Origin of the sequence: Rhizobium sp. LjRoot258, assembly GCF_964254185.1 — a bacterium.
In the GTDB taxonomy this organism is placed as follows: domain Bacteria; phylum Pseudomonadota; class Alphaproteobacteria; order Rhizobiales; family Rhizobiaceae; genus Rhizobium.
Genome location: NZ_CAXUST020000001.1, coordinates 1,460,311 through 1,484,576 on the forward strand (window position 1 = coordinate 1,460,311; position 24,266 = coordinate 1,484,576).

Consider the following 24,266-nt stretch of genomic DNA (forward strand, 5'->3'; position numbering starts at 1 on the left):
AGAGGAGGAAGGAATGACGAAATCCGGCAACATTCGCGTCGGCATCGGCGGCTGGACGTTCGAGGCGTGGCGGGATCATTTCTACCCCGGAGACCTCAAGCAGAAAGATGAACTGCATTATGCAAGCCGCAAGCTGAAGGTCATTGAGGTCAACGGTACTTATTACAGCTCGCAGAAGCCGGAAACCTTCGCCAAATGGGCGGCGGACGTGCCGGATGGGTTCACATTTTCGCTCAAGGCCAGTCGGTTCGTGACCAATCGCCGGATATTGGCAGAAGCCGGCGAGTCGATGGAACGGTTTCTGACTCAGGGCCTGACAGAGCTCGGCCCTCACCTGGGTCCGATCCTCTGGCAATTCGCGCCGACGAAGAAGTTCGATGCTGACGACTTCGAAGGCTTTCTCAAGTTGTTGCCTGAGAAGCAGGATGGCTTGCCTTTGAAGCATGTTGTCGAAGTGCGCCATGACTCGTTCAAGGTGCCGGAATTCGTGGCGCTGCTTGCGAAGTATGGGGTTGCGCCTGTTTGCGCCGAGCATTTCGATTACCCGATGATCGCGGATGTGACGGCCGACTTCGTCTATGCCCGCCTCCAAAAGGGTTCGGACGACATCAGGACATGTTATTCGCCAAGCGATCTGAAGGCTTGGGCCAAGCGCCTCGAGACCTGGGCGGAGGGCAAGATGCCCGACGATCTGCCCTTGATCGACGGCAGTCGCAAGGTAGCAACCGAGCCGCGCGACGTCTTTGCCTTCATGATCCACGAAGGCAAGGTCAATGCGCCCTTCGGTGCAATGGCATTACAGGAAGAGATGGCACGATAGGGTAGTTTTCAGAGCGGGCGGACATGGGTTGCCAATTCTTCCGCCGTCAGCCCTTTGCCCGCCCGCACGCCAGCCTCTCCATGCATGTAGACGCCGGCAGCAGCCGCTTCGAAAGCCGGAAAGCCTTGGGCCAGCAGGGCTCCGATGATCCCGGCGAGGACATCACCGGAGCCGGCTGTCGCGAGCCACACCGGTGCGTTCGTGTTGATATAGGCTCTACCATCCGGCGAGGCGATGACGGTATCTGCGCCTTTGTAGACGATTGCGGCGTTGGCCCGTGCCGCCGCCGCCCGCGTCTTTTCGACCTTCCCCATGGCCGCGTCGGCGGCGATATCGGGAAACAGTCGGCCGAACTCGCCCTCATGTGGTGTCATGACTAGCCGTGGCTTGCCGGCGAACTGCGAAAAGAGCTCATCCGGAGCGTCTTTGAACGAAGTGAGCCCATCGGCGTCAAGCACCAGATGGCGCTTGGCAAGCGCTGCCACGAACCGGCGTGCCTTGACGCCGACGCCGAAGCCGGGGCCAAGAACGAATGTCTGTAACCGCTCGTCGCGCAGCCAATCGCGGAGCGCGACCTCGTCGTCGATCGCATGCAGCATGATCGCCGTAAGGTGTGCCGCATTGGTGCCCAGTGCGTCTTCCGGCGCGGCGATTGTCACAAGCCCTGCCCCGGCCTTCAAACCCGCTATCGCCGACATCCGCGCAGCGCCGGTCTTGCTCGCTTCGCCGGAGAAGACGACAAGGTGGCCACGCTTGTATTTGTGTGTTTCCAGTCCGCTCGATGGCAGCACATGGCGCCATCGTTCCGGCCTGTTCTCTGCAATCTGTTGCTTCTTCTCGGCGCGGATGATGCGGGCGGGTATGCCGATATCGAATACTTCCAGTTCGCCGCAGAGCTCTCGCCCCGGCATCAACAGGTGACCGGGTTTCCGCGTCATGAAGGTCACGGTCCGATCCGCCACAAAGGCTGCTCCTCGAACGGCTCCGGTGCGACCGTCGACGCCGGATGGCAGGTCGACGGCAATCACCGGCACCAGCGCCTCCTTCACCCGTTCAATCACGTCGCAGACGTTCTTCGGCACATCGCGGGCAAGGCCGGACCCGAACAGGGCGTCGATAACCACATCGCCGTTCCGCGGTTGATATGTCTCAAGGGGCTGTGCGGCCGTCGGCGCCAAACTGTCCCTTGCTCGGGCGGCATCTCCCTTGAGCCTCTCCGGTTCGCCCATCTGGAATATATCCACAGTAACGCCGCTCTCGGCCAGTCGACGTGCGGCAACATAGCCGTCGCCGCCGTTGTTGCCGGGTCCACACAGCACGGCCGCGCGAAGGGCGGCCGGAAAATCGCGCAGCAAAATGGCCGCTGCCGCGGCACCGGCCCGTTCCATAAGGGAATAGCTGTCGATACCCGACGCGGCTGCCGCCGCATCGACAGCTGTCATGTCTTCCGGGGTAAGGAGCAACTCGGAGATTCCGTCGGTCATCGCCGCATTCAAACAGAAATCGCCTAAATAACAACCGGCCGATTGATCATTGCGCAGATCAAAAAATATGCAATTGCACAACAGAAAGGCTGGCGCTGTACGTCGTCGGGAATTATTAGTACGGGCAAATATTCCAGAAATTGGCCCAGATTTGCCTCCAGTGCGTCGATTTTCGAATGTTTTTATCCAAAAGAACCCGAAAACTACTGATTTTGCGCACCTTTTCGCAGGGTTGGTGGTGTTTTTCGAAAAATCGGCTTCCCAACTGGCACGATAACTGCATCATGACGCAAAGCAGGTCTGAGCCTGCTTTTAACGGGAGAAGCGGAGAGTCATTTTCTCATGAAAAAGATCGAAGCGATCATTAAGCCCTTCAAGCTCGACGAAGTGAAGGAAGCCCTTCAGGAAGTTGGCCTGCAGGGTATTACAGTTACGGAAGCGAAGGGCTTCGGTCGCCAGAAGGGCCATACGGAACTCTACCGTGGCGCGGAGTATGTCGTCGACTTCCTGCCGAAGGTGAAGGTGGAAGTCGTCCTTGCGGACGAAAACGCGGAGGCCGTCATCGACGCGATCCGCAAGGCAGCCCAAACCGGCCGCATCGGCGACGGTAAGATTTTCGTGTCAAATATCGAAGAAGTCATCCGCATCCGCACCGGCGAAACCGGTATCGATGCCATCTAGTCTTTATCGCCTTCGGGCGAACCAAAGTATCGTCATCTCAAATAAAGGAACTATTTAATGGCGACCGCAAGCGAAATTCTTAAGCAAATCAAGGAAAACGACGTCAAGTTCGTCGACCTGCGCTTCACCGACCCGAAGGGCAAGCTGCAGCATGTCACGATGGACGTGGTCTGCGTCGACGAGGACATGTTCGCTGACGGCGTCATGTTCGACGGTTCCTCGATCGCTGGCTGGAAGGCCATTAACGAATCCGACATGGTACTGATGCCGGACCCGGAAACGGTTCACATGGACCCTTTCTTCGCCCAGTCCACCATGGTCATTCTCTGCGACATTCTCGATCCAGTTTCCGGCGAAGCCTACAACCGCGATCCCCGCGGCACTGCCAAGAAGGCTGAGGCTTACCTGAAGGCATCCGGCATCGGCGACACCGTCTTCGTTGGCCCGGAAGCAGAATTCTTCGTCTTCGACGACGTTCGCTACAAGGCTGATCCTTACAATACCGGTTTCAAGCTCGATTCCACGGAACTGCCGTCGAACGACGACACGGAATACGAAACCGGCAACCTCGGCCACCGTCCGCGCGTCAAGGGCGGCTACTTCCCGGTTCCGCCGATCGACAGCTGCCAGGACATGCGTTCGGAAATGCTGACGGTTCTGTCCGAAATGGGCGTCATCGTCGAGAAGCATCATCACGAAGTGGCGGCCGCCCAGCACGAGCTCGGCATCAAGTTCGATACGCTCGTGCGCAACGCCGACAAGATGCAGATCTACAAGTACGTCGTGCACCAGGTCGCCAACGCCTACGGCAAGACGGCCACCTTCATGCCGAAGCCGATCTTCGGCGACAACGGCTCGGGCATGCACGTTCACCAGTCGATCTGGAAGGGCGGCAAGCCGACCTTCGCCGGCGACGAATATGCAGGTCTTTCTGAAACATGCCTCTACTACATCGGTGGCATCATCAAGCATGCCAAGGCGATCAACGCGTTTACGAACCCGTCGACGAATTCCTACAAGCGTCTCGTCCCGGGCTATGAGGCACCGGTTCTGCTCGCCTACTCGGCTCGCAACCGCTCCGCCTCGTGCCGTATTCCGTTCGGTACCAACCCGAAGGCAAAGCGCGTCGAAGTCCGTTTCCCGGACCCAATGGCGAACCCCTACCTCGCCTTCGCCGCGATGCTGATGGCTGGTCTCGACGGCATCAAGAACAAGATCCATCCTGGCAAGGCCATGGACAAGGATCTCTACGACCTGCCGCCGAAGGAGCTGAAGAAGATCCCGACGGTCTGCGGCTCGCTGCGCGAAGCGCTCGAAAGCCTCGACAAAGACCGCAAGTTCCTGACGGCCGGCGGTGTCTTCGATGACGACCAGATCGACTCCTTCATCGAGTTGAAAATGGCCGAAGTGATGCGCTTCGAGATGACGCCGCATCCGGTCGAGTACGACATGTACTACTCGGCTTGATGATCAAGAAAGGGAAGCCCCGGCTAAGCCGGGGCTTCGCGTAGCGATGTCACGCGGCCAAGCGGTGGATGTGACACTCATGTGACGAGATCCTGCACAAATCTTGATTTGAGTAGGGCCAATCACCAAATCAGGTGATGAAAGGAAGTCGTACCATGAAAGAAAGAGTAGCAAAGTTCAGTATCGGCGAAGTGGTTCGGCACAAGGTATTTCCGTTCCGTGGCGTCATATTTGACGTAGATCCGGAATTTGCGAACACGGAAGAATGGTGGAACTCCATTCCCGCCGAAGTACGCCCCAGCAAGGACCAGCCCTTCTACCACTTGCTCGCCGAAAACGATGAAAACGAATACGTCGCCTACGTATCCGAGCAGAATCTGGTGAATGACGAAAGCGGCGTCCCGCTTCGCAACGAGCAGGTCTATCAGATTTTCGATATGGCGCCCTCGGGTCAGTTCAAGCCCAAGATGAACTTCACCCATTAAGGTTTGATGCCAACATGCGAAAGCCCCGTCCTCGACGGGGCTTTTCTTTGCGCTACAGCAACAAAAAACCCGGCTCAAGGCCGGGTTTTCGGTATTCTTTTGGCGCTCTGGCTTACTGAGCCTTTGCTGCCTTTTGTGCTTCTTCGAGCTTCTTGCGGGCTTCGTCAGCCTTCTTCTGCATGCTGTCCTGCAAGCTCTTCTGGCTTTCGGCCAACTTGGAAGCGGAAACCGGTTCGCCGTCGAATGCGCCGGTGAAGCCTTCAAGCGAGATCTTGATCGGGTTCGGCGCGCGGCGGAAGTTGATCGAGGTCAGAACCAGATCGGTGCCCTTCTTCAGGCTAGCGACCATGGCGTCGGTCAGCTGGATCTGGGCGACGCAGCGATCGGGCATACACATCAGGTAGTCGATCTTCTGGCCCTTGCCGCCGTCGATCTGCAGGGAAACGCCCGGCGGGATCAGACGAGCCGGCGGCACCGAAACCTGGAGGCTCTTGTTGTTGATCTTGCCGGAGACGGTGATAAGGCCGACGCCCGTAACGAGCTGGCCGCCGCCTGCGAGAACGACGTTCTGGACGACGCAGACGTCATTGTCTTCCTGCTTGCTGCAGGTCTTGTACCAGCCGAGACGCGGGGCGCCGGCAGCAGTGGCGGGAGCGTCGGCGGAGGCCGCTGCATCCTGCGCAAAGGACGATACCGGAGCCGCTGGAGCACCGAGCATCACTGCCAGAACGGACAGGGCTGCCCGCGTTTTGTTTTCAGCCTTGAACATCATAACGAATTCCGTCTCCTGAAATCCCTTAGGGACGACAACGTGCCATCCTCACCAACAGGGTTGTTCGCACTCCACCTCTTAAAACAATGAGGCAAATGCATGACCCCCGCCTTTCGGGTTCCCCTGTTACATTGCGTCGGGTCAGATATCCAGTATTTCTTTGACCTTTTCAGGGTCATCCGAAAGAATTCGGCGCGGATGGTGAACTGCGGTGGCTGCGTGATAGTCTTGCGCCGAATCGTGCCGTTCCCGGAAAGGACCTCAACGATGCTCCGGATCGTTCTTCCCGTCATCTTCACGCTGGTTGGCAGCGCAGCTCTCGCCGAGCCGGTGCATGGCATCGCAATGCATGGCGCACCGGCCCTGCCCGCCGATTTCAAGCATCTTCCCTACGTCAGTCCCGATGTGAAGAAGGGCGGGAAGATCAATTACGGGGTCGTCGGGACCTTTGACAGCCTCAATCCCTTTATCCTGAAAAGCATGCGCACGACGGCGCGCGGCATGTGGGATCCCGAATACGGGAACCTCGTCTTTGAGACGCTGATGCTTCGCTCACGCGACGAACCCTTCACGCTTTATGGCCTGCTTGCCCAGTCCGTCGAATGGGATGAGGATCGCACCTATATCCAGTTCAATCTCAATCCGGCCGCCAGGTGGTCGGACGGCCAGCCGGTGACGCCCGATGACGTGATCTTCACCTTCAACCTTCTGAAGGAAAAGGGCCGCGTTCCCTTCAGCACGCGACTGAACGCCGTGGCGAAGATGGAGAAGGTCGGAAACCACAGCGTTCGCTTCACCTTCAACGACAAGGCCGATCGCGAGTTTCCGCTGATTCTCGCTGGCTCCACGCCGATCCTGCCAAAGCACGCCATCGACCCCGAGACATTCGATCGGTCATCGCTCACGCCTCCTGTCGGGTCGGGTCCCTACAAGATCAAGTCGCTGAAGCCTGGCGAAAGCATCACCTTCGAACGCGATCCCAACTACTGGGGCAAGGATGTTCCTGCGAAAGTCGGCCTCGACAACTACGACCAGATCACGGTCCAGTATTTTCTGCAGGACACGACTCTCTTCGAGTCCTTCAAGAAGGGTGATATCGACATCTACCCGGACGGCAGTCCCGGCCATTGGGCGAGCGCTTACAATTTCCCGGCAGCAACATCCGGCAACGTCGTGAAGGACACGTTTGAACCAAAACTTCCGAGCGGCATGTTCGGCTTCGTCTTCAACACCCGGCGGCCGGTCTTCAACAACGCGAAGCTCCGCGAGGGGCTGTCGTTGATCTTCGATTTCGAATGGGCGAACAAGAACCTCTTCTCGAACGCCTACATCCGCACCCAGAGCTTCTGGCAGAACTCGGATCTGTCGAGCTCCGGCGTGCCTGCCGACGAGCGCGAGCTGAAGCTCCTCGGCCCCATCAAGGATCGCATCGATCCGGCGATTCTGAACGGCACTTACAAGCTTCCCGTAACGGATGGCTCAGGCCGCGATCGCAACGTCCTGAGGCAAGCGGCGGCGCTCCTCGAGGAAGCAGGCTATACGATCAAGAACGGCAAGATGAGCGACGCCAACGGCCGGCCGCTTGCCTTCGAGATCATGACGCAGAACACCGATCAGGAGAAGCTCGCAGTCTCCTACCAGCGTTCGCTACAGCTGCTCGGCATCGCCGCGACGATCCGCACGGTGGACGATTCGCAGTATCAGAGCCGCACGAATAGCTTCGACTACGATGTCATCGTGAAGTCCTACACGTCGTCTCTGTCTCCGGGCATCGAACAGCTGGGACGCTGGTCTTCCGCGGCCAAGGATCGTGAAGGCACCGACAATTTCGCCGGCGTCGCCGATGCCGATGTCGATACGCTGATCCAGCACATCCTCATGGCTCGTTCGGCCGAAGACTTTACAGCGGCGGTGCGCTCTCACGACCGTATGCTCTTGTCGGGACACTATGTTCTGCCGCTCTACCACGTCGATCAGCAATGGGTCGCGCGCAGCAAGCGGATCGGCCACCCCGAGACGGTGCCGCTCTACGGTTACCAGCTGCCGGCATGGTGGGATCAGAGCGTCCAATAGAGGGTTCCTTTTTCCTGCCTGGTTGAAGTCTCCCGCCGCAAGGCCTAGATGGCGGGAAAGTTTCGGTTTGAGGAAAAAGGAAAGCCCATGGAACGCATTACAATCGACGTTGTCTCTGACGTCGTCTGCCCGTGGTGCTATCTCGGCAAGGCGCGGCTCGAGCTTGCGATCGCAGAAGTCCAGGACGAGGTCGGTGTGGACATCAACTGGCGCCCGTACCGCCTCAACCCCGACTATCCGCCCGAAGGCGTCGACCAGAAGAAAGCGCTGGAGCAGAAGCTCGGCGGCGCCGAGCGTGTCGCTCAAGGGCACAAGATGCTGAGCGAGCTTGGTCGCGAAGTCGGCATCAACTTCGATTTCGACGCGATCAAGATCGGCCCGAACACGCTGGATGCACACCGCCTGATCCATTGGGCAATGGTCGAGGATCGCGAGAAGCAGGACCGTGTCGTCAATGCCCTCTTCAAGGCCAATTTCGAGGAAGGGCGCAACGTCGGCGACCATTCCGTTCTGCTCAATGTCGCACAGAACGCCGGTATGGACCGAGCGGTCGTCTCCTCCCTGCTTGAATCCGACGCGGACAAGGATCTCGTGATCGCCGAGATTGAGGCCGCGCAGAAGATGGGCGTCAACGGCGTGCCGTTCTTCATCTTCGACCAGCAGTATGCCGTCAGCGGCGCTCAGACACCGGATGTGTTGGCAAACGCCCTTCGCGATATCGCCAAGGCGAAGGCCGAAGCGCGCGCCGGCATGAACTGAGCGTGCTTACGCCTTCGCCATTTCCGCGAGCTGCGTCATGATAACCGCTGCACCCTGCAGCCGCTTTTCGGGGGTCGGCAGGTCGCGGGTGAGGAACACACTCTGGTCCGGCCGAATCTTCGCCATGGAGCCATGCTTGGCGATGTAGCCAACCAGGCTTGCGGGATTCGGAAACTCCTTGTTGCGGAACTGGATCACAACGCCCTTGGGGCCTGCATCCAGCTTCTCCACGTTTGCGACGCGGCAGAGCGATTTCACGTAGACGATCTTCAGGAGGTGCTGGACCTCGATCGGCATCGGGCCGAAGCGGTCGATCATTTCAGCGCCGAAGCCATCGATCTCCTTCAGTTCCGTGATCTCCCCGAGACGGCGATAGAGTGCCATGCGCAGGTGCAGATCGGGCACGTAGCCATCCGGGATCATCACCGAAGTTCCGACCGAGATCTGAGGCGACCAGCCGCTATCCTGGATCTCATCGACGCCCTTCACCTCGGCAACTGCCTCTTCCAGCATCTGCTGATAGAGCTCGAAGCCGACTTCCTTGATATGGCCGGACTGCTCCTCGCCAAGCAGATTGCCTGCTCCGCGAATGTCGAGATCGTGACTGGCAAGCTGGAAGCCCGCACCAAGCGTGTCGAGCGACTGCAGCACCTTGAGGCGACGTTCGGCCGTCGCCGTCAGCACCTTGTTGACCGGCAGCGTGAAGAGCGCAAAAGCGCGGACCTTCGAGCGTCCGACGCGGCCGCGTAGCTGATAAAGCTGAGCGAGGCCGAACATATCGGCGCGGTGGACGATCAGCGTATTGGCGGTCGGCACGTCAAGACCCGATTCCACGATCGTCGTCGACAGCAGCACGTCGTAGCGCCCGTCGTAGAAGGCATTCATGATGTCTTCGAGTTCGCCAGCCGGCATCTGACCGTGCGCGACAGCGACTTTCAGCTCCGGCACGTCGGACCGCAGGAACGCATGCACATCCTCGAGATCGGCAAGCCGCGGGCAGACATAGAAGCTTTGACCGCCGCGATAGTGCTCGCGCATCAGCGTTTCGCGGATGACGAGCGAATCGAACGGCGAAATGAAGGTGCGCACCGCCATGCGGTCGACCGGAGGCGTCGTGATCAGCGACAGCTCGCGCACACCCGTCATCGCGAGCTGGAGTGTGCGGGGGATCGGTGTTGCCGAAAGCGTCAGAACGTGTACGTCGCTCTTCAACTCCTTCAGACGCTCCTTGTGCTTGACGCCGAAGTGCTGTTCTTCGTCGATGATCAGCAGCCCGAGATTGGCGAACTGGATGCCCGCACCGAGAAGCGCGTGGGTACCGACGACGATGTCGGTCTTGCCCTCGGCCACTTCCTTCTTCGTCAGCGCCAGCTCCTTCGAACCGACGAGGCGCGAGGCCTGCTGGATGCGCACAGGCAGGCCGCGGAACCGCTCGGAGAAGGTCTTGAAGTGCTGGCGGGCCAGCAGCGTGGTCGGCACAACCACGGCAACTTGAATACCATTCATCGCCGCCACGAAGGCAGCACGAAGCGCCACCTCTGTCTTGCCGAAGCCGACGTCGCCGCAGACGAGACGATCCATCGGCCGGCCGGCCCCAAGATCGGAGCGCACGGCCTCGATGGCGTTGTCCTGGTCTTCCGTCTCGTCGTAGGGGAAGCGGGCGGAGAACTCATCATAGAGCCCTTCCGGCGTCGTCAGCACGGGCGCGTGTCGCGTCAGGCGTTCGGCGGCAATACGGATCAGCGCATCCGCCATATCGAGCAGTCGCTTCTTGAGCTTGGCCTTGCGCATCTGCCATGCGCCACCGCCGAGCTTGTCGAGCTGCGCTTCCGTCCCCTCGCCGCCGTAGCGCGACAGCAGGTCGATATTCTCGACTGGTAGGAAGAGCTTCGCATCGTCGGCATACTGCAGTTCAAGGCAGGCATGCGGCGCGCCCGCCGCTTCGATCGTGCGCAGGCCCACGAACCGGCCGATGCCGTGCTGCGCGTGGACGACGACCGAACCTTCGTCGAGACCGGCGACCTCGGAGATGAAATCCGCAGCGCGCTTGCGCCGCTTCGAGCGCCGCACCATGCGGTCGCCGAGAATGTCCTGCTCGCCGATGACCACCAGATTGCCGGCTTCAAATCCGGATTCGAGACAGAGCACAGCGGCTGCTGCCTCGCCTTTGGCAAGGCTGTCGATCTCCTTCAGGGCGCCGATCGGTTTCACGCGCTCCAGGCCGTGTTCGTTCAGCACCTGCAGCAGACGGTCCAGCGAACCTTCCGTCCAGGCGGTGATCAACACCTTGGCGCCGGATGAGCGCCGGTCTGCAATATGCTTCACGACGGCGTCGAAGACATTCACGCGTTCGGCATTGCCACCCCCCTCCGCGTTCGAGCGTGCCCACCGCTCGCCCTGTCGAGCATCGAGATTGATGACGCGCCGCGCCTCTCCCTCGTGCTCGTTGAAGGGCGAAATCCGCATCGCGTCGAACGCGTCGAGCGTGTTGGCGAAAGTCTTTCCGTCCAAATAGAGCTGGCCGGGCGTCACGGGCTTGTAGGGCGTTCCTTGCGCCATCTGACCTTTGCCGGGCTGTCCGGAATTCAGGCGCGCATCATAATAGTCGAAGACAAGCTTGGAGCGCTCCTCGGCAGCCTGGCGTACCGTGTGATCGGTCACCAGTCGGAAGCCTGTGAGATAGTCGAATACCGTCTCCAGCTTCTCGTAGAAAAGCGGCAGCCAATGCTCCATGCCCGGATAGCGCCGCCCCTCCGATATGGCGAGATAAAGCGCATCGTCGCGCGTTGCCGCGCCGAACGAGGAGAGGTAGTTCTTGCGGAAACGGCTGATGGTATCGGGGGTCAGCGTGACCTCGCTCATCGGGTTGAGGTCGAGCGAGCGGACCTGCCCTGTCGTGCGCTGGCTTGCCGGATCGAAGCTGCGGATGCTTTCCAGCGTGTCGCCGAAGAAATCGAGGCGAACAGGCTCCTCGGAACCGGGCACGAAGACATCCAGAATGCCGCCGCGCACCGCATATTCGCCGACCTCGCGCACCGTTGCGACGCGGTCGAAACCATTGCGTTCCAACCGCCCGGCAACGTTGTCCATGCGCACAGTGTTTCCCGGACGTGCGGAAAACGCCAGGCTCTCGATGACCTCCTGCGGGGCAACCTTCTGCAGCATCGCATTGACGGTCACCAGCACGATGGCCGCATGCGGTTTCTTACAATGCGCGATCAGGCCGCCCAGCGCCGCGAGCCGGCGTGCTGATGTATCCGCGCTCGGCGAAACGCGGTCGTAAGGAAGACAGTCCCAGGCCGGCAGGGTCAGAACCGGGATCTCGGGCGCAACGAAGCCGAGAATCTGCTCCAAGTCGGCCATCCGCTGGCCATCGGAAAGCACGTAAGCGACCGGCTCGCCGGCGCGTGCCAGATCGGCCAGCAACAAAGCCTCCACACCTGTGGGCACGTTGCCGATGGTCAGCGGCTCGGCGACGGCTGACAGCTTCTTTGCGTTAAAACCTGGGATCATTACGCGTTCCTGGGCAGGGCGTCGGCTGGATACTCGAAATCGGGCTTGTAGGCGGCAAGGCGCTCAAACATCGGCGTCTGAAAACGCTCGGGCACCGGCCATGTTCCCATGATCCAGCGCACAAGATCGTTGTCCTCTTCGGCCATGATGGTTTCGAACTCGCCGAGTTCGGTCTCTGACAAGGTGGCGATCTCCTTTTCGGCGAACTGCCCGAAGACCAGATCCATCTCGCGAATGCCGCGATGCCAGCAGCGAAAGAGGATTCGGCGGCGGCGCGGATCAAGATCGGCGCTCGAGAGTGACACACCCGTCATGGCGTTACCTTCCTGTTGATGCGCCTCTATAGACCCTCGAAAGCGGCTTGTCAGCCTTGCCAAGGCCGCATTGTTCATCGCATTTTGCCGCCATGCGCCCCGCTATTCTCGATCCGCTGTTTTCGCCCGTTTCCGCCCTGCCCGGCGTCGGCCCAAAGATCGCCGAGCTGCTGGTAAAGCTGCTTGGGCGCGAGACGCCTGACGATACGCGCGTCGTCGATCTGTTGTTTCATGCGCCGCATTCCCTGATCGACCGTCGAAACCAACCCGGTATCGCCCGCGCGCCGCAAGGCGCCATCGTCACCGTCACGGCTCGCGTGGATCGCCACCAGGTGCCGCCGCGCGGCAAAAGCAACATCCCTTACCGCGTTGTCCTGCATGACGAGACCGGTGAACTGACACTCGTTTTCTTCCGCGGCCAGGCGGCATGGCTGGAAAAGCAATTACCGCTCGACGAAGAGGTGACCGTCAGCGGCAAGATCGACTGGTTCAATGGCCGCGCTTCGATGGTGCATCCAGACTATATTGTGAAGGCCAGCGAGGCCGAGAATCTGCCCCTCGTCGAGCCGATTTACCCCCTCACCGCAGGTCTTTCGCCAAAGACACTGCGCAAGATCATCGAAGCCGCGCTGCCGCGCACACCCGAACTGCCGGAATGGATCGACCTGACCCTCGCGCAGAAACAGGGGCTGCCCTCGATAGCCGATGCTTTCCACGCGCTGCACGAACCATGTGATCGCGCGGATATCGATACGCAAGCCCCTGCCCGTCGCCGCCTCGCCTATGACGAATTCTTGGCGGGCCAGCTCTCCCTCAGTCTAGTGCGCCAGCGCCTGCGCAAGGTCGCCGGCCAACCGGTGCATGCCACCGGCATCATCAGCCGGCAAATCCTGCAGACCCTGCCGTTCTCTCCGACCGGCAGCCAGAACGCCGCGGTTGCAGATATCCTCAAGGATATGGCCGGCGAAGACCGCATGCTGCGGCTGCTTCAGGGCGATGTCGGCTCCGGCAAGACGCTGGTCGCACTGATAGCGATGGCCGCTGTCATCGAAAGCGGCGGCCAGGCCGTCCTGATGGCCCCCACGGAGATCCTCGCGCGTCAACACTACGCGACGATCTCGAAATTCGCCGCTTCGGCAGGTCTGCGCCTCGAAGTCCTCACAGGCCGTACCAAGGGTCGTGAGCGCGAAGACATCCTCGAAAGGATCGCGTCGGGAGAGGCGCAGATCGTTATCGGCACACACGCCCTGTTCCAGGACACCGTCAACTATCGCAACCTGATGCTGGCTGTCGTTGACGAGCAGCATCGTTTCGGCGTCCACCAGCGCCTGCGACTGACCGCCAAGGGCATCACGCCGCACATGCTTGTGATGACGGCGACGCCGATCCCGCGAACCCTGGTGCTTGCCGCCTTCGGCGACATGGACGTTTCGAAGCTGACTGAAAAGCCGGCCGGCCGAAAGCCGATCCAGACGATTACCGTGCCGACCGAACGCATTGGCGAGATCGTTGGACGGCTGAAGAGCGCAGTCGGAGAGGGCAAGAAGGCATATTGGATCTGCCCGCTCGTCGAGGAATCCGAGGAGAGCGATCTGATGTCGGTCGAAGAGCGCCATACAACGCTCGTCTCGTCGCTCGGCCCAGGAATCGGTTTGATCCACGGCCGCATGAGCGGCGCCGAAAAGGACGCCGTGATGATGGCGTTCAAGAACGGCGAAATCCGCCTGTTGGTCGCCACGACGGTGGTGGAAGTCGGCGTCGATATTCCTGATGCTACGATCATGGTGATCGAGCATGCCGAGCGCTTCGGCCTGTCGCAGTTGCATCAGCTTCGCGGCCGTGTCGGCCGCGGCGACGCGGCCTCGACCTGCATCCTGCTCTATAAGGGACCGCTTGGCGAGACCGGCCATGCGCGCCTGTCGATCATGCGTGAAACCGAGGACGGCTTCCGCATTGCAGAGGAAGACCTGAAACTGCGCGGAGAAGGTGAACTGCTCGGCACACGGCAATCGGGAACACCGGGCTTTCGTATCGCGAGCCTGGAGGCTCATGCGGATCTTCTGGAAACCGCCCGCCGCGATGCTGCGTATCTGATAGAGCGTGATCCGGACCTCATCAGCGACCGCGGCAAAGCCGTGCGCACCCTGCTCTACCTGTTCCGTCGCGATGAGGCGATTCGCTTCCTACATGCCGGCTGAGCCGCGCGGCCAAAACTACATCTCGATAGGCGCCGGCAGCGGCTTGCGCGTCCGTTCTTGTTTCGCGATGCGCCCGGCAAGCTCTTCGGGTGTGACCAGGCCGCCGGAGATCAAGAGCTTTGCGGCATCCTCCGGTGACATATCGAGCGGAACGATCTTCTCGCGCGGCGTAAAGATCAGAAATCCGGCCGTCGGCACCGGCGTCGGCGGCAGGAACACGCAGACCATGTCCTGGCCCATCGCTTTGAATTTCGACGCAATCTCCCCCTTGGCATCCGTCGAAATGAAGACGAGCGCCCAGAGACCGGGGCTGGGATATTCGATGAGGCCGACCTTCTTGAAGGAGTTGGTTTTGTCCTTCAGCACCGTCTCGAAAATCTGCTTTACGCTCTGATAGATACTGCGCACGAGCGGTACGCGCCGCACAAGCGATTCGCTGAAATGAACGATGCTCTGGCCGATCAGGTTTTTGCCGAGGAAGCCGATAAGCGTGATCGCGATAAGCGCGATCAGCAGGCCGGAACCGGGCACAGCGAAATTCAGATAGTTGTCCGGGTCATAGCGCGCCGGCAGGTACGGCTTCACCCAGCTGTCTGCCCATCGCACGACCGACCATGTCAGCCACAGCGTAATCGCAACGGGTGCGCAAATGATAAGGCCCGCCAGGAAGTTGTTCCTGATGCGAGTGGCTATCGGCAATCGAAGCAGTTTTTCCGTCATCGCGTGCTGATGAACTCCGTTGAGCAGACCGGCTATCGGCAATCAGCTCCCCCATGCTTTCCTGATTGAAAAGCTGCCAGAAATTGCCAAGTCGCACAAGTCTTCAGGGGGCGACCAGCCGGTCACTCCACCGTGACCGACTTTGCCAGATTGCGCGGCTGATCGACATCCGTGCCCATGAAGACAGCGGTGTGATACGCAAGCAGCTGGATCGGCAGTGAGAAGATCATCGGCGCTATGATTTCGTTGACATCAGGCAACACGATCGTCGCCATTGTCGGCAGCTTCGAGGCGGCCGCGCCTGCCTCGTCGGTGATAAAGATGATGCGGCCGCCACGCGCTGCAACCTCCTGCATGTTCGACACAGTCTTGTCGAAGAAACGATCAAACGGCGCGATCACGATGACAGGCATGTTTTCGTCGATCAATGCTATCGGCCCGTGCTTCAGTTCGCCCGCTGCGTAACCCTCGGCATGGATGTAAGAAATTTCCTTGAGCTTGAGGGCCCCTTCCATCGCAAGCGGGAAGCTCGTGCCACGACCGAGATAGAGAACATCGCGGCACTTCGACAATTCGCGCGACAGGCTTTCCATCTGCGGTTGGATGAGGTTCAGTACGCGGCTCATAATGCGCGGCATTTCAGCGAGATGGCGCACCAGCTCCCTTTCCTGCTCCGCGCTGATCGTTCCCCTCGCCTTGCCAGCGCCGAGTGCCAGCGATGCCAGGACGGCCAACTGGCAGGTAAATGCCTTGGTGGACGCAACGCCGATCTCTGGGCCCGCCATGATCGGGAAGATTGCATCCGACTCACGGGCGATCGTCGATTCCCTGACGTTGACCACAGCGCCGATCTTCAGCCCCTGATCCTTGCAGTAACGGAGCGACGCCAGCGTATCCGCGGTCTCCCCGGACTGCGAAATGAAAAGGGCGGCCTGCGAGGGCGACAGAGGCATTTCGCGATAGCGGAATTCGGATGCGACATCGATTTCGACAGGTAGACGCGCGTAGCGCTCGAACCAGTATTTGCCGACGAGGCCAGCGAGATATGCGGTTCCGCATGCGGAAATTGCCAGGCTGCTTGTAGCCTTGAAGTCGATCGCGTTGATGTTGTCATTGATCGTATTGCTGGCAAAGTCCATGTAGCGGCTGAGGGCATGCGAGATGACCTCCGGCTGCTCGTAAATCTCCTTTTCCATGAAGTGGCGGTGATTGCCCTTGTCCACTACATAGGCGGTCGTCTGCGATATCTGCCGAGGGCGATGCACCTCGTTGCCCGAAAAGTCGAGGATTGTCGCACCGTCTCGTGTCAGCACGGCCCAATCGCCGTCGACCAGGTAGGTGATCTCGTTGGTAAAGGGAGAAAGTGCGATGGCATCCGAGCCGAGGAACATTTCGCCCGAGCCGTAGCCCACCGCAAGTGGCGGTCCGGAGCGCGCCGCCATGATCATGCCTGGCTCGTTCTGGAGCATGATTGCAAGCGCATAGGCGCCGGTTACCCGGTTCAGCATCTTGAGCATCGCCGCACGCGGCTCGATGCCGTGACGAAGATACTTCGCCATAAGATGGGCGACGACTTCGGTATCCGTCTGCGTCTCGAAAACAGCGCCTTCGGCAATCAACTCGTCTCGCAGCTCGGAGAAGTTTTCGATGATGCCGTTGTGGACGACCGCAACCCCCTCGACAAAGTGCGGATGCGCGTTGATCTCGTTGGGAACGCCATGAGTAGCCCAGCGCGTGTGCGCAATGCCGATTGTTCCCGGCAGAGGTTCAGCGTCGAGGCGTTTTTCGAGATTGAAGAGCTTGCCCTCGGCGCGACGCCGAGCCATTTCGCCGTTATGTATCGTGGCGACTCCCGCCGAGTCATAGCCGCGGTACTCAAGCCGCTTCAGTGCGTCAACAAGACGCCCCGCAACCGGGCTGCTTCCTATGATTCCAACAATACCACACATGAAAGTCCCCAAAGCCTTCCGTTTCGAAGGCCACTCGTAACGATTCTGTCTTTTTTCTCAATGGCCTCGGCGGTCACTTTCGGTTTCCGCGCGTTACGCAGAGACCTATGCCTTGGACTTCTTTGCAGCCTTGATAGCCAGCGCGCGCTCGCGCAAGACGGCGGCTCTGCCCGGCTTCACTTCCTGGCGCGCACGGCCAAAGGCGAGCGCATCGGCGGGTACATCCGCGGTGATGACACTGCCGGAGGCAATATAGGCATTGTCGCCAATGCTGACCGGCGCTACGAGCGATGAGTTCGATCCGATGAAGGTGTTCGCCCCGATCAGCGTCTCGTGCTTGTTGACGCCGTCATAGTTGCAGGTAATCGTGCCTGCTCCAATGTTCGTCCCCGCTCCGACCTTCGCGTCGCCGATGTAGGTCAGGTGATTGACCTTGGCTCCCTCGCCGATCTTCGCGTTCTTGACCTCGCAGAAATTGCCGACTTTCGAGCCGGCGCCGAGATCGGCACCCGGCCGCAGGCGAGCAAACGGGCCGACGGCCGCGACGGTGCTGACATGCGCACCCTCAATGTGCGAGAATGCATGAATGATCGCGCCGCCATCGATTGTCGCACCGGGGCCGAACACGACGTTCGGTTCGATCAGGGCGTCCTGCCCAATCGCGGTATCGTAGGAAAGAAACACGGTCTCAGGAGCGATCATCGTGACCCCGGCGATCATCATCTCGTGGCGCCGGCGCTCTTGCCAGAGCCGCTCGATCACGGCGAGTTCTGCGCGATTGTTGCAGCCGGTCATTTCGATTTCGGGTGCGTCGACAGCCGTGACGCGGCCGCCGATGGAGCGGGCGATCTCCACTAGGTCCGTCAAATAGTACTCGCTTTTGGCATTGGCGTTGCCGATGCGCGATAGCAGATCGAGCGCCTTGCGGCCGTTGATCGCCATCAGGCCGCTGTTGCACCATTTCACGGCACGTTCGGCATCTGTCGCATCCCTTTCCTCGCGGATGGCGATCAGTTCGCCATCCTTGACGAGCAGGCGGCCGTAGCCGGTCGGCCTGTCGGTGTGGAAGCCGATGACGACCACATCGCTGCCCTCGGCAAGGCCCTGACGTGCGGCCTTGAGCGGTCCCTCGGTCTGCAACGGTACATCGCCGTAGGTCACGATGATATCGTCATATCCGCGCGCGATGGCTTCGCGTGCTGCCAGCACCGCATGACCTGTGCCAAGCCGCTCCTTCTGCAGATATGTTTCGATCTCGACGTTTCCGACTTGGGCAGCCTTCGCCACTTCGTCGGCGTCGCGCCCCACGACGAGCGCGACCGATGAAATGTCGCTCTTTGCCACGGCATCCACGACATGCGCGATCATCGGGCGGTTCGCGATCGGGTGCAGCACCTTCGATTTCGACGACTTCATTCGCGTGCTGTCCCCCGCAGCGAGAATGATGGCGAGGCAAGTCCGTTCCATGATGTGCTCCGAGAATCCATTGGGTGCAGCCTTGCTGCCTCATAGCAGCAAGACAAGGGCGGGACAAAGATCAAAATGGATCAGGCGGATGCCTTGGTTATCGCCGCATAGGCGTCGCGGACGTGATCGCGGCCATCGATGATCACGATCTCCATGGCCTTTCGGGCGCCATCGACGTCCCCGGCGACGATCGCCTCGACGATGCGCATATGCGTGTCGGCAATGTTGGAGAAGCCGTTCTGCGACGGCGGTGTACTAATGCGGAACATGCCCACCAGCGCGGCTTCGATCAGGCTGCCAAGCGTTCGCATGAAGGGGTTGTGAGATGCATCGGCTATTGCGAGATGAAAATGCAGGTCGGCCAGCGCAAGGCTTTCGCTGGTGTGGCCTAGAGCGGCCATTTCCGTTGCCAGTGCTCGCAGATGCTCGATGTCGTCGTTGCTCGCCCGCTCGGCGGCTAGGCCGGCGGCAAACGGCTCGAAGGCTAGCCGGATGTCGTAAAGCTGCAGCAGGAATTCTTCCGTCACGCCGCTGTCGAAATGCCAGGCTATGATCTCGCTGTCGAACATGTTCCAGAGGTTTTTCTCTGTCACGCGCGTGCCGACGCGGGCCTTGGCGACGATCATCCCTTTTGCGGCAAGCGTTTTCATCGTTTCGCGAAGGACGGTGCGTGAGACCTTGAAACGCTGTGCGAGGTCGGCGTCGCCCGGCAGGATGCTTCCGACAGGATAGGTTCCGGCAACAATCGCCCTGCCGAGCTCATCCACGACCTGTGCGTGGCTCGTTCGCGATTTGCGCGCTGTTTTTCCGGTCTCAAGCAATCTGTTACGCAACGAATACCTCCCCGCTCAGGCATACCTCTTATTCATACTGGAAAGGAAGAGAATAACCTTCTGCATTAGAATAAATGCAAAAAGCAACAGGCCGATCAAGATCTTCGTCCACCAACTCGAGAGCGTCCCGTCGAAGGTGATGTAGGTCTGAATGAGGCCCTGTATCAGGATACCGATGAAGGTGCCTGCCACGAATCCCGCCCCTCCGGTCAACAGCGTCCCCCCAATGACGACTGCTGCGATCGCATCCAGCTCGACGCCGACGGCTGCCAGAGAATAACCGGCCGACGTATAGAGTGAAAAAACGATTCCGGATAGACCAGCAAGAAAGCCGGATAAGGCATAGATCTGGATCGTGGTGCGCCCCACGGGAACGCCCATGAGCTGCGCCGTCTGTGGGCCGCCGCCGAGCGCGTAGACATTGGTACCGAAGCGCGTGCGATGCGCCAGGAATATGCCGGCGACAAAGACGAGAAGCATGACGCCGCCGATCAGCGTCAGCCGACCACCGCCCGGCATCCTGTAATAGAGGCTTGTCAGCGTCGTGTAGTAGTCGTGATTGATCGGAATGCTGTCGATCGACAGCACGAACGCCATTCCGCGTGCCAGGAACATGCCCGCGAGTGTCACGATGAAAGCCGGCATTTCCAGATAGTGAATGATCGCGCCCATTGCCGCACCGAAGGCGGTCGTGATGATCAGCACCAGGACAAACGCAACGAGCGGATGGATTGTGGTGTTCTGCAGGATGACGGCCAGGAAGACGCCGGTGAAAGCGATGATGGAGCCGATCGATAGGTCAATGCCGCCCGAGATGATGACAAACGTCATGCCGACCGCTGCGATGCCGAGAAAGGCATTGTCAGTCAATAGGTTGCCGATCACGCGGGTGGACAGGATGTTGGGATACTGCAACGTGCAGATTGCATAGGAGAGAACGAAGATCACGACCGTTGCCAGCAGCGGCAGATATTTCGAGTTCATTGGAACTGCCCTTCCCTGACATTGCTCGATCGCCGGCTTAGAACCACGGCTGCCGATTGAACTGCCGGCGACTGAATGACGAGGATCACGATGACGATCACCGCCTTGATGATCAGGTTGAACTCCGGCGGAAATCCTGAGAGCAGAATGCCGGTGTTCACAGCCTGGATGATCATTGCACCGATCAGTGAGCCGAGGATGCTGAAGCGTCCGCCCAGCAGAGAGTTGCCGCCCACGACGACGGCCAAAATCGCGTCGAGTTCCAACCAGAGCCCGGCATTGTTTGCATCGGCGCCCTTGATATCGGCTGCGACGATGATACCGGCGATCGAGGCGCAAAGGCTGCTCAACATATAAACGGCCATTAGCAGTACGGGCGTTCGCACGCCGGAAAGCATGCTTGCACGTCGATTAATGCCGGTTGCTTCGATCAGCATGCCAAGCGCCGTGCGCCTCACGAGCAGGATCACCAGGGTGCCCATGACCAGCCATATGATGACAGGCATGGGTAGGAATGCGAAGGAGCCGCTGCCGAGCGCGATCAGCCCTTCATCGTTGAAGGTCATGATGACACCCTCGGTGATGAGCTGAGCAATCCCGCGTCCGGCAACCATCAGCACAAGCGTGGCGATGATCGGCTGGATGTTGAGTATGGCGACCAGAAAGCCGTTCCATACGCCGCAAAGCAGCCCGACTCCCACCGTTATCAGCAGCGTCATGGCCAGCGAATGGCCGGACACGATGGATGAAGCGGCAACGGCGCCGCAGATCGCGATCACCGCGCCCACCGACAGATCGATCCCCTTGGTCGCAATCACGAGCGTCATGCCGACTGCCAATAAGGCCACCGGCGCACCGCGGTTTAGCACATCTATCAGGCTGCCATAAAACCGATCGTTCTGAACAACAACATTAAAAAACTGCGGGAACATAATAAAATTTAACGCGAGAATGACCGCAAGCGCGATGAGTTGCGGCGCCAGCCGGATCAGCAGTGCGTTGAACGACGACTTCATGCGTCCTCCGTCTTCTTTTGGGCGGCCGCGATGGCGTCGACGATGCGCGCGGTGTTGACATTGTCTCCCGTCAGTTCCGCGACATGCTCGCGATCGCGAAGGACCAAGATACGTGAGCTATAGGCGATAAGTTCTTCCAATTCCGAAGAAATAACGATCAGCGACATGCCCTTCGCGCAGAGATCTTCGATCAAGCGGATAATCTCGGCATGTGCGCCGACGTCGATCCCGCGGGTCGGCTCGTCGAGGATCAGGAAGTCCGGATTGGTGGCCAGCCAGCGCGCAAGGATCGCTTTCTGCTGATTGCCGCCTGACAGCAGACGCATCGGCTTCTCCCTGTCTGTCGTCCGGATGTCGAGCGCACTGATGTAGCGGTCGGCCAGGGCGTTTTGATCGGCGCGAGAAATCGGCCGGGCCCAGCCTCGCCGTGCTTGCAGCGCCAGGGCAATGTTCTCGCGAATGGAAAGGTCGCCGATGATCCCGTCGGTCTTGCGATCCTCCGGACAGAAACCGAAGCCGCTGCGGATGGCCGCACGCGGATTCGAGAGCGTGACCTGCTTACCGTCCACTTGTGCCGTTCCGCTGTCAGCCTGCTCGATCCCGAAAAGCAGCTCGGCAGTCTCCGTGCGGCCGGACCCGAGCAAGCCTGCAACGCCCACAACCTCGCCGACGCGGACCTCAAGGTTGAACGGCTTCACCTTGCCACGCTTGCCGTAGCCTTCGAACCTGTATTTGACCGGACCGGCTGTAACCGAATGGGCCCGCGCTGTTGCTTCGGCATTCGCCAATTCATGACCGAGCATCATCGAGATCAGACTCTGGCGAGACAGCTCGGATGTTTCGCGAGTGCCGACCAACTTGCCATTTCTCAGCACGGTGATGCGATCACTGACCTCGTAAACCTGCTCCAGGAAATGAGTAATAAAGACAATGCCAAGGCCGCGTTCTTTCAAGTCGCGAATGATGCGAAAGAGCATCGCGACCTCCTGCGTGTCAAGGCTTGCAGTCGGCTCGTCGAGAATGAGAACTTTGCCCGACAGATCGACCGCGCGCGCGATCGCCACGACCTGCTGTACTGCAACCGAAAACCGGTCGAGTTGCGCGGTCACATCGACGTCCATCCCGTATTGCTCAAGCAGTGCCCGCGCCTGCCGGTTCATCGCACGTACGTCGATCATGCCGAACCGCTTCGGCTGGCGCCCGAGGTATAGGTTCTCGGCGATGCTCAGATTGGGGAGGAGGTTGACCTCCTGATACACCGTGCCGATGCCGAGCTTCTGGGCCGCGAGCGTATCGGACGGATTGATTTCGGCGCCATCGAGAGCAAGCCTGCCCTGGTCGCGGTGATAGGCACCCGTAATGCATTTGATGAGCGTCGATTTTCCGGCACCGTTTTCGCCCAGAAGCGCATGCACTTCGCCCTTGCGCAGCGAGAAATCGACCTTGTCGAGCGCAATGGCGCCCGGGAAGAATTTCGATACCCCGGAGGCGGTTAGAACGTTCTCGAAATCGTGAATCATGAAAGCGGCTTTTCCTGATATGGACCGACAATGCCGCGCCGTGGACGGACATGACGTCCCAACTGGCATTCGGCAGTTCCGCACCGGCCCATGATGGACCGGTGCGGTTCCAGCGTCAAAATCAGTAGCCGAGGTTCTTCTTCGACTCGTAGACCTTCATCGGATCGTCAGCCGGCGTAAAGAGCTTCGATTCCGTCTGGATCCACTTCGGCGGGGCCTTCTTGTCTTTCAGGTATGCGTCGAGCACGTCGAATGCGGGACCTGCCATGTTCGGCGTCAGCTCCACGGTCGCGTTCGCCTCTCCGGCGGCCATGGCCTTGAAGATATCAGGAACCGCATCGATGGAGACGACGAGAATGTCCTTGCCCGGCTTCAGACCGGCTTCTTTGATCGCCTGAATGCCGCCCACGGCCATGTCGTCGTTGTGAGCGTACAGGGCGCAGATATCCTTGCCGCCATTCTCAGCTTTCAGGAAGCTTTCCATGACTTCCTTGCCCTTAGTGCGGGTGAAGTCGCCGGTCTGGCTGCGAACGATCTTGAAGTTTGCCTTGCCAGCGATGGCTTCCTCGAAGCCCTTCTTGCGGGCGATGGCCGGCGAAGAACCGGTCGTGCCCTGAAGCTCGACGATCTTGCAAGCCTTGTCGCCAACGGTCTTTACAAGCCAGTCGCCGGCAACCTTACCCTCATGAACCTGATCCGAGGTGACAGCGGTCAGGTAGAGGTCTTCAGGCGCCTTGATCGTTCGGTCGAGCAGGATCACCGGGATTTCGGATTCCTTTGCTTCTTTCAGAACGGCGTCCCAGCCGGTTTCTACGACCGGCGCCAGGAAGATGGCGTTGACGCCCTGCGCGATGAAGGAGCGTATCGCCTTGATCTGGTTTTCCTGCTTCTGCTGCGCGTCAGCAAACTTCAGGTCCACGCCACGCTTCTTGGCCTGTTCCTTCGTGACGGTGGTTTCGGCAGCGCGCCAGCCCGATTCGGAGCCGATCTGCGAAAAGCCCACAACGAGCTCTGCAGCCGATGCCGAGCCGAACATGCAGGCAGCCAGAACCGTGGCACCCAAGAGTGCAGTCTTCAATTTCATGATTTCCTCCCAAAGCCGCCTCTCGCGGCACACATGGGAAAAAATCATATAGTATTACTTTTGTAAATGCACTTTTTGGTATGCAATGCAGCAAAAAAGGCGCTCGAAACGAGCGCCTTTTCGCATT

General features: G+C 59.8%; 19 protein-coding genes. 7 read left to right on the forward strand and 12 right to left on the reverse strand.

All coding sequences use genetic code 11. From position 1 onward, the window contains the following. Nucleotides 1–13 precede the first annotated feature (13 nt). On the forward strand, nt 14–820 hold the full coding sequence (locus ACSQ9D_RS07400) for a DUF72 domain-containing protein (protein WP_436281693.1): 807 nt from the start codon (nt 14–16) through the stop codon (nt 818–820). Nucleotides 821–828: 8 nt separating this feature from the next. Here ACSQ9D_RS07400 and ACSQ9D_RS07405 read toward each other — a convergent pair whose 3' ends face one another. Then, entirely contained in the window at nt 829–2,304 is a 1,476-nt protein-coding gene (locus ACSQ9D_RS07405) for an NAD(P)H-hydrate dehydratase (protein ID WP_436281694.1), read from the reverse strand. Between the two features lie 342 nt (nt 2,305–2,646). Here ACSQ9D_RS07405 and ACSQ9D_RS07410 point away from each other — a divergent pair, with 342 nt between their 5' ends. From ACSQ9D_RS07410 to hspQ, 3 genes are all read left to right on the forward strand, one after another. Further along, complete coding sequence (locus ACSQ9D_RS07410) at nt 2,647–2,985, forward strand: P-II family nitrogen regulator (protein WP_003579240.1); 339 nt, start codon at nt 2,647–2,649, stop codon at nt 2,983–2,985. 57 nt (nt 2,986–3,042) lie between these two features. After that, nucleotides 3,043–4,452 carry a type I glutamate--ammonia ligase gene (glnA, locus tag ACSQ9D_RS07415; RefSeq protein ID WP_436281695.1) on the forward strand — a complete coding sequence of 470 codons (1,410 nt, stop codon included), beginning with the start codon at nt 3,043–3,045 and terminating at the stop codon, nt 4,450–4,452. 155 nt (nt 4,453–4,607) lie between these two features. Continuing rightward, nucleotides 4,608–4,937 carry a heat shock protein HspQ gene (hspQ, locus tag ACSQ9D_RS07420; protein ID WP_037121913.1) on the forward strand — a complete coding sequence of 110 codons (330 nt, stop codon included), beginning with the start codon at nt 4,608–4,610 and terminating at the stop codon, nt 4,935–4,937. 112 nt (nt 4,938–5,049) lie between these two features. Here hspQ and ACSQ9D_RS07425 read toward each other — a convergent pair whose 3' ends face one another. Further along, nucleotides 5,050–5,709 (reverse strand): invasion associated locus B family protein, encoded by a 660-nt coding sequence (locus ACSQ9D_RS07425; RefSeq protein WP_436281696.1) that lies wholly within the window; start codon nt 5,707–5,709, stop codon nt 5,050–5,052. A gap of 267 nt (nt 5,710–5,976) precedes the next feature. Between ACSQ9D_RS07425 and ACSQ9D_RS07430 the strand changes: the two genes are divergently transcribed. Beyond that, nucleotides 5,977–7,782 (forward strand): extracellular solute-binding protein, encoded by a 1,806-nt coding sequence (locus ACSQ9D_RS07430; RefSeq protein WP_436281697.1) that lies wholly within the window; start codon nt 5,977–5,979, stop codon nt 7,780–7,782. A gap of 87 nt (nt 7,783–7,869) precedes the next feature. Further along, nucleotides 7,870–8,541, forward strand: a complete 672-nt coding sequence (locus ACSQ9D_RS07435) for a DsbA family oxidoreductase (protein WP_436281698.1) — start codon at nt 7,870–7,872, stop codon at nt 8,539–8,541. Between the two features lie 6 nt (nt 8,542–8,547). Here ACSQ9D_RS07435 and mfd read toward each other — a convergent pair whose 3' ends face one another. Together mfd and ACSQ9D_RS07445 are read right to left on the reverse strand one after the other, a co-directional pair. Beyond that, nucleotides 8,548–12,054 (reverse strand): transcription-repair coupling factor, encoded by a 3,507-nt coding sequence (gene mfd / locus ACSQ9D_RS07440; protein WP_436281699.1) that lies wholly within the window; start codon nt 12,052–12,054, stop codon nt 8,548–8,550. Continuing rightward, nucleotides 12,054–12,368, reverse strand: a complete 315-nt coding sequence (locus ACSQ9D_RS07445; protein ID WP_436281700.1) for a succinate dehydrogenase assembly factor 2 — start codon at nt 12,366–12,368, stop codon at nt 12,054–12,056. Before ACSQ9D_RS07445 ends, mfd begins: the two co-directional genes overlap by 1 nt. A gap of 92 nt (nt 12,369–12,460) precedes the next feature. Here ACSQ9D_RS07445 and recG point away from each other — a divergent pair, with 92 nt between their 5' ends. Then, nucleotides 12,461–14,566: an ATP-dependent DNA helicase RecG gene (gene recG, locus ACSQ9D_RS07450; protein WP_436281701.1), complete on the forward strand. Its 2,106-nt coding sequence runs from the start codon at nt 12,461–12,463 to the stop codon at nt 14,564–14,566. A gap of 15 nt (nt 14,567–14,581) precedes the next feature. On the opposite strand, the gene ACSQ9D_RS07455 is transcribed toward recG, so the two are convergent. From ACSQ9D_RS07455 to ytfQ, 8 genes are all read right to left on the reverse strand, one after another. Next, nucleotides 14,582–15,286, reverse strand: coding sequence for a DUF502 domain-containing protein (locus tag ACSQ9D_RS07455; protein WP_436281702.1), 705 nt, complete (start codon nt 15,284–15,286; stop codon nt 14,582–14,584). A 122-nt stretch (nt 15,287–15,408) separates the two neighbouring features. After that, a complete protein-coding gene (gene glmS, locus ACSQ9D_RS07460) occupies nt 15,409–17,235 on the reverse strand; it encodes a glutamine--fructose-6-phosphate transaminase (isomerizing) (RefSeq protein ID WP_436281703.1) in 1,827 nt (608 codons plus the stop codon). A gap of 105 nt (nt 17,236–17,340) precedes the next feature. Next, nucleotides 17,341–18,702, reverse strand: coding sequence for a bifunctional UDP-N-acetylglucosamine diphosphorylase/glucosamine-1-phosphate N-acetyltransferase GlmU (gene glmU, locus ACSQ9D_RS07465; RefSeq protein ID WP_436281704.1), 1,362 nt, complete (start codon nt 18,700–18,702; stop codon nt 17,341–17,343). 80 nt (nt 18,703–18,782) lie between these two features. Next, entirely contained in the window at nt 18,783–19,535 is a 753-nt protein-coding gene (locus ACSQ9D_RS07470) for a FadR/GntR family transcriptional regulator (protein WP_436281705.1), read from the reverse strand. A 15-nt stretch (nt 19,536–19,550) separates the two neighbouring features. Further along, nucleotides 19,551–20,519 (reverse strand): galactofuranose ABC transporter, permease protein YjfF, encoded by a 969-nt coding sequence (yjfF, locus tag ACSQ9D_RS07475; protein WP_024314853.1) that lies wholly within the window; start codon nt 20,517–20,519, stop codon nt 19,551–19,553. Further along, nucleotides 20,516–21,535 (reverse strand): ABC transporter permease, encoded by a 1,020-nt coding sequence (locus tag ACSQ9D_RS07480; RefSeq protein ID WP_436281706.1) that lies wholly within the window; start codon nt 21,533–21,535, stop codon nt 20,516–20,518. The genes yjfF and ACSQ9D_RS07480 overlap by 4 nt, the downstream gene beginning before the upstream one ends. After that, nucleotides 21,532–23,055, reverse strand: coding sequence for a galactofuranose ABC transporter, ATP-binding protein YtfR (ytfR, locus tag ACSQ9D_RS07485; protein ID WP_436281707.1), 1,524 nt, complete (start codon nt 23,053–23,055; stop codon nt 21,532–21,534). The genes ACSQ9D_RS07480 and ytfR overlap by 4 nt, the downstream gene beginning before the upstream one ends. A 121-nt stretch (nt 23,056–23,176) precedes the next feature. Then, a complete protein-coding gene (gene ytfQ, locus ACSQ9D_RS07490) occupies nt 23,177–24,139 on the reverse strand; it encodes a galactofuranose ABC transporter, galactofuranose-binding protein YtfQ (protein ID WP_436281708.1) in 963 nt (320 codons plus the stop codon). Nucleotides 24,140–24,266: the final 127 nt, after the last annotated feature.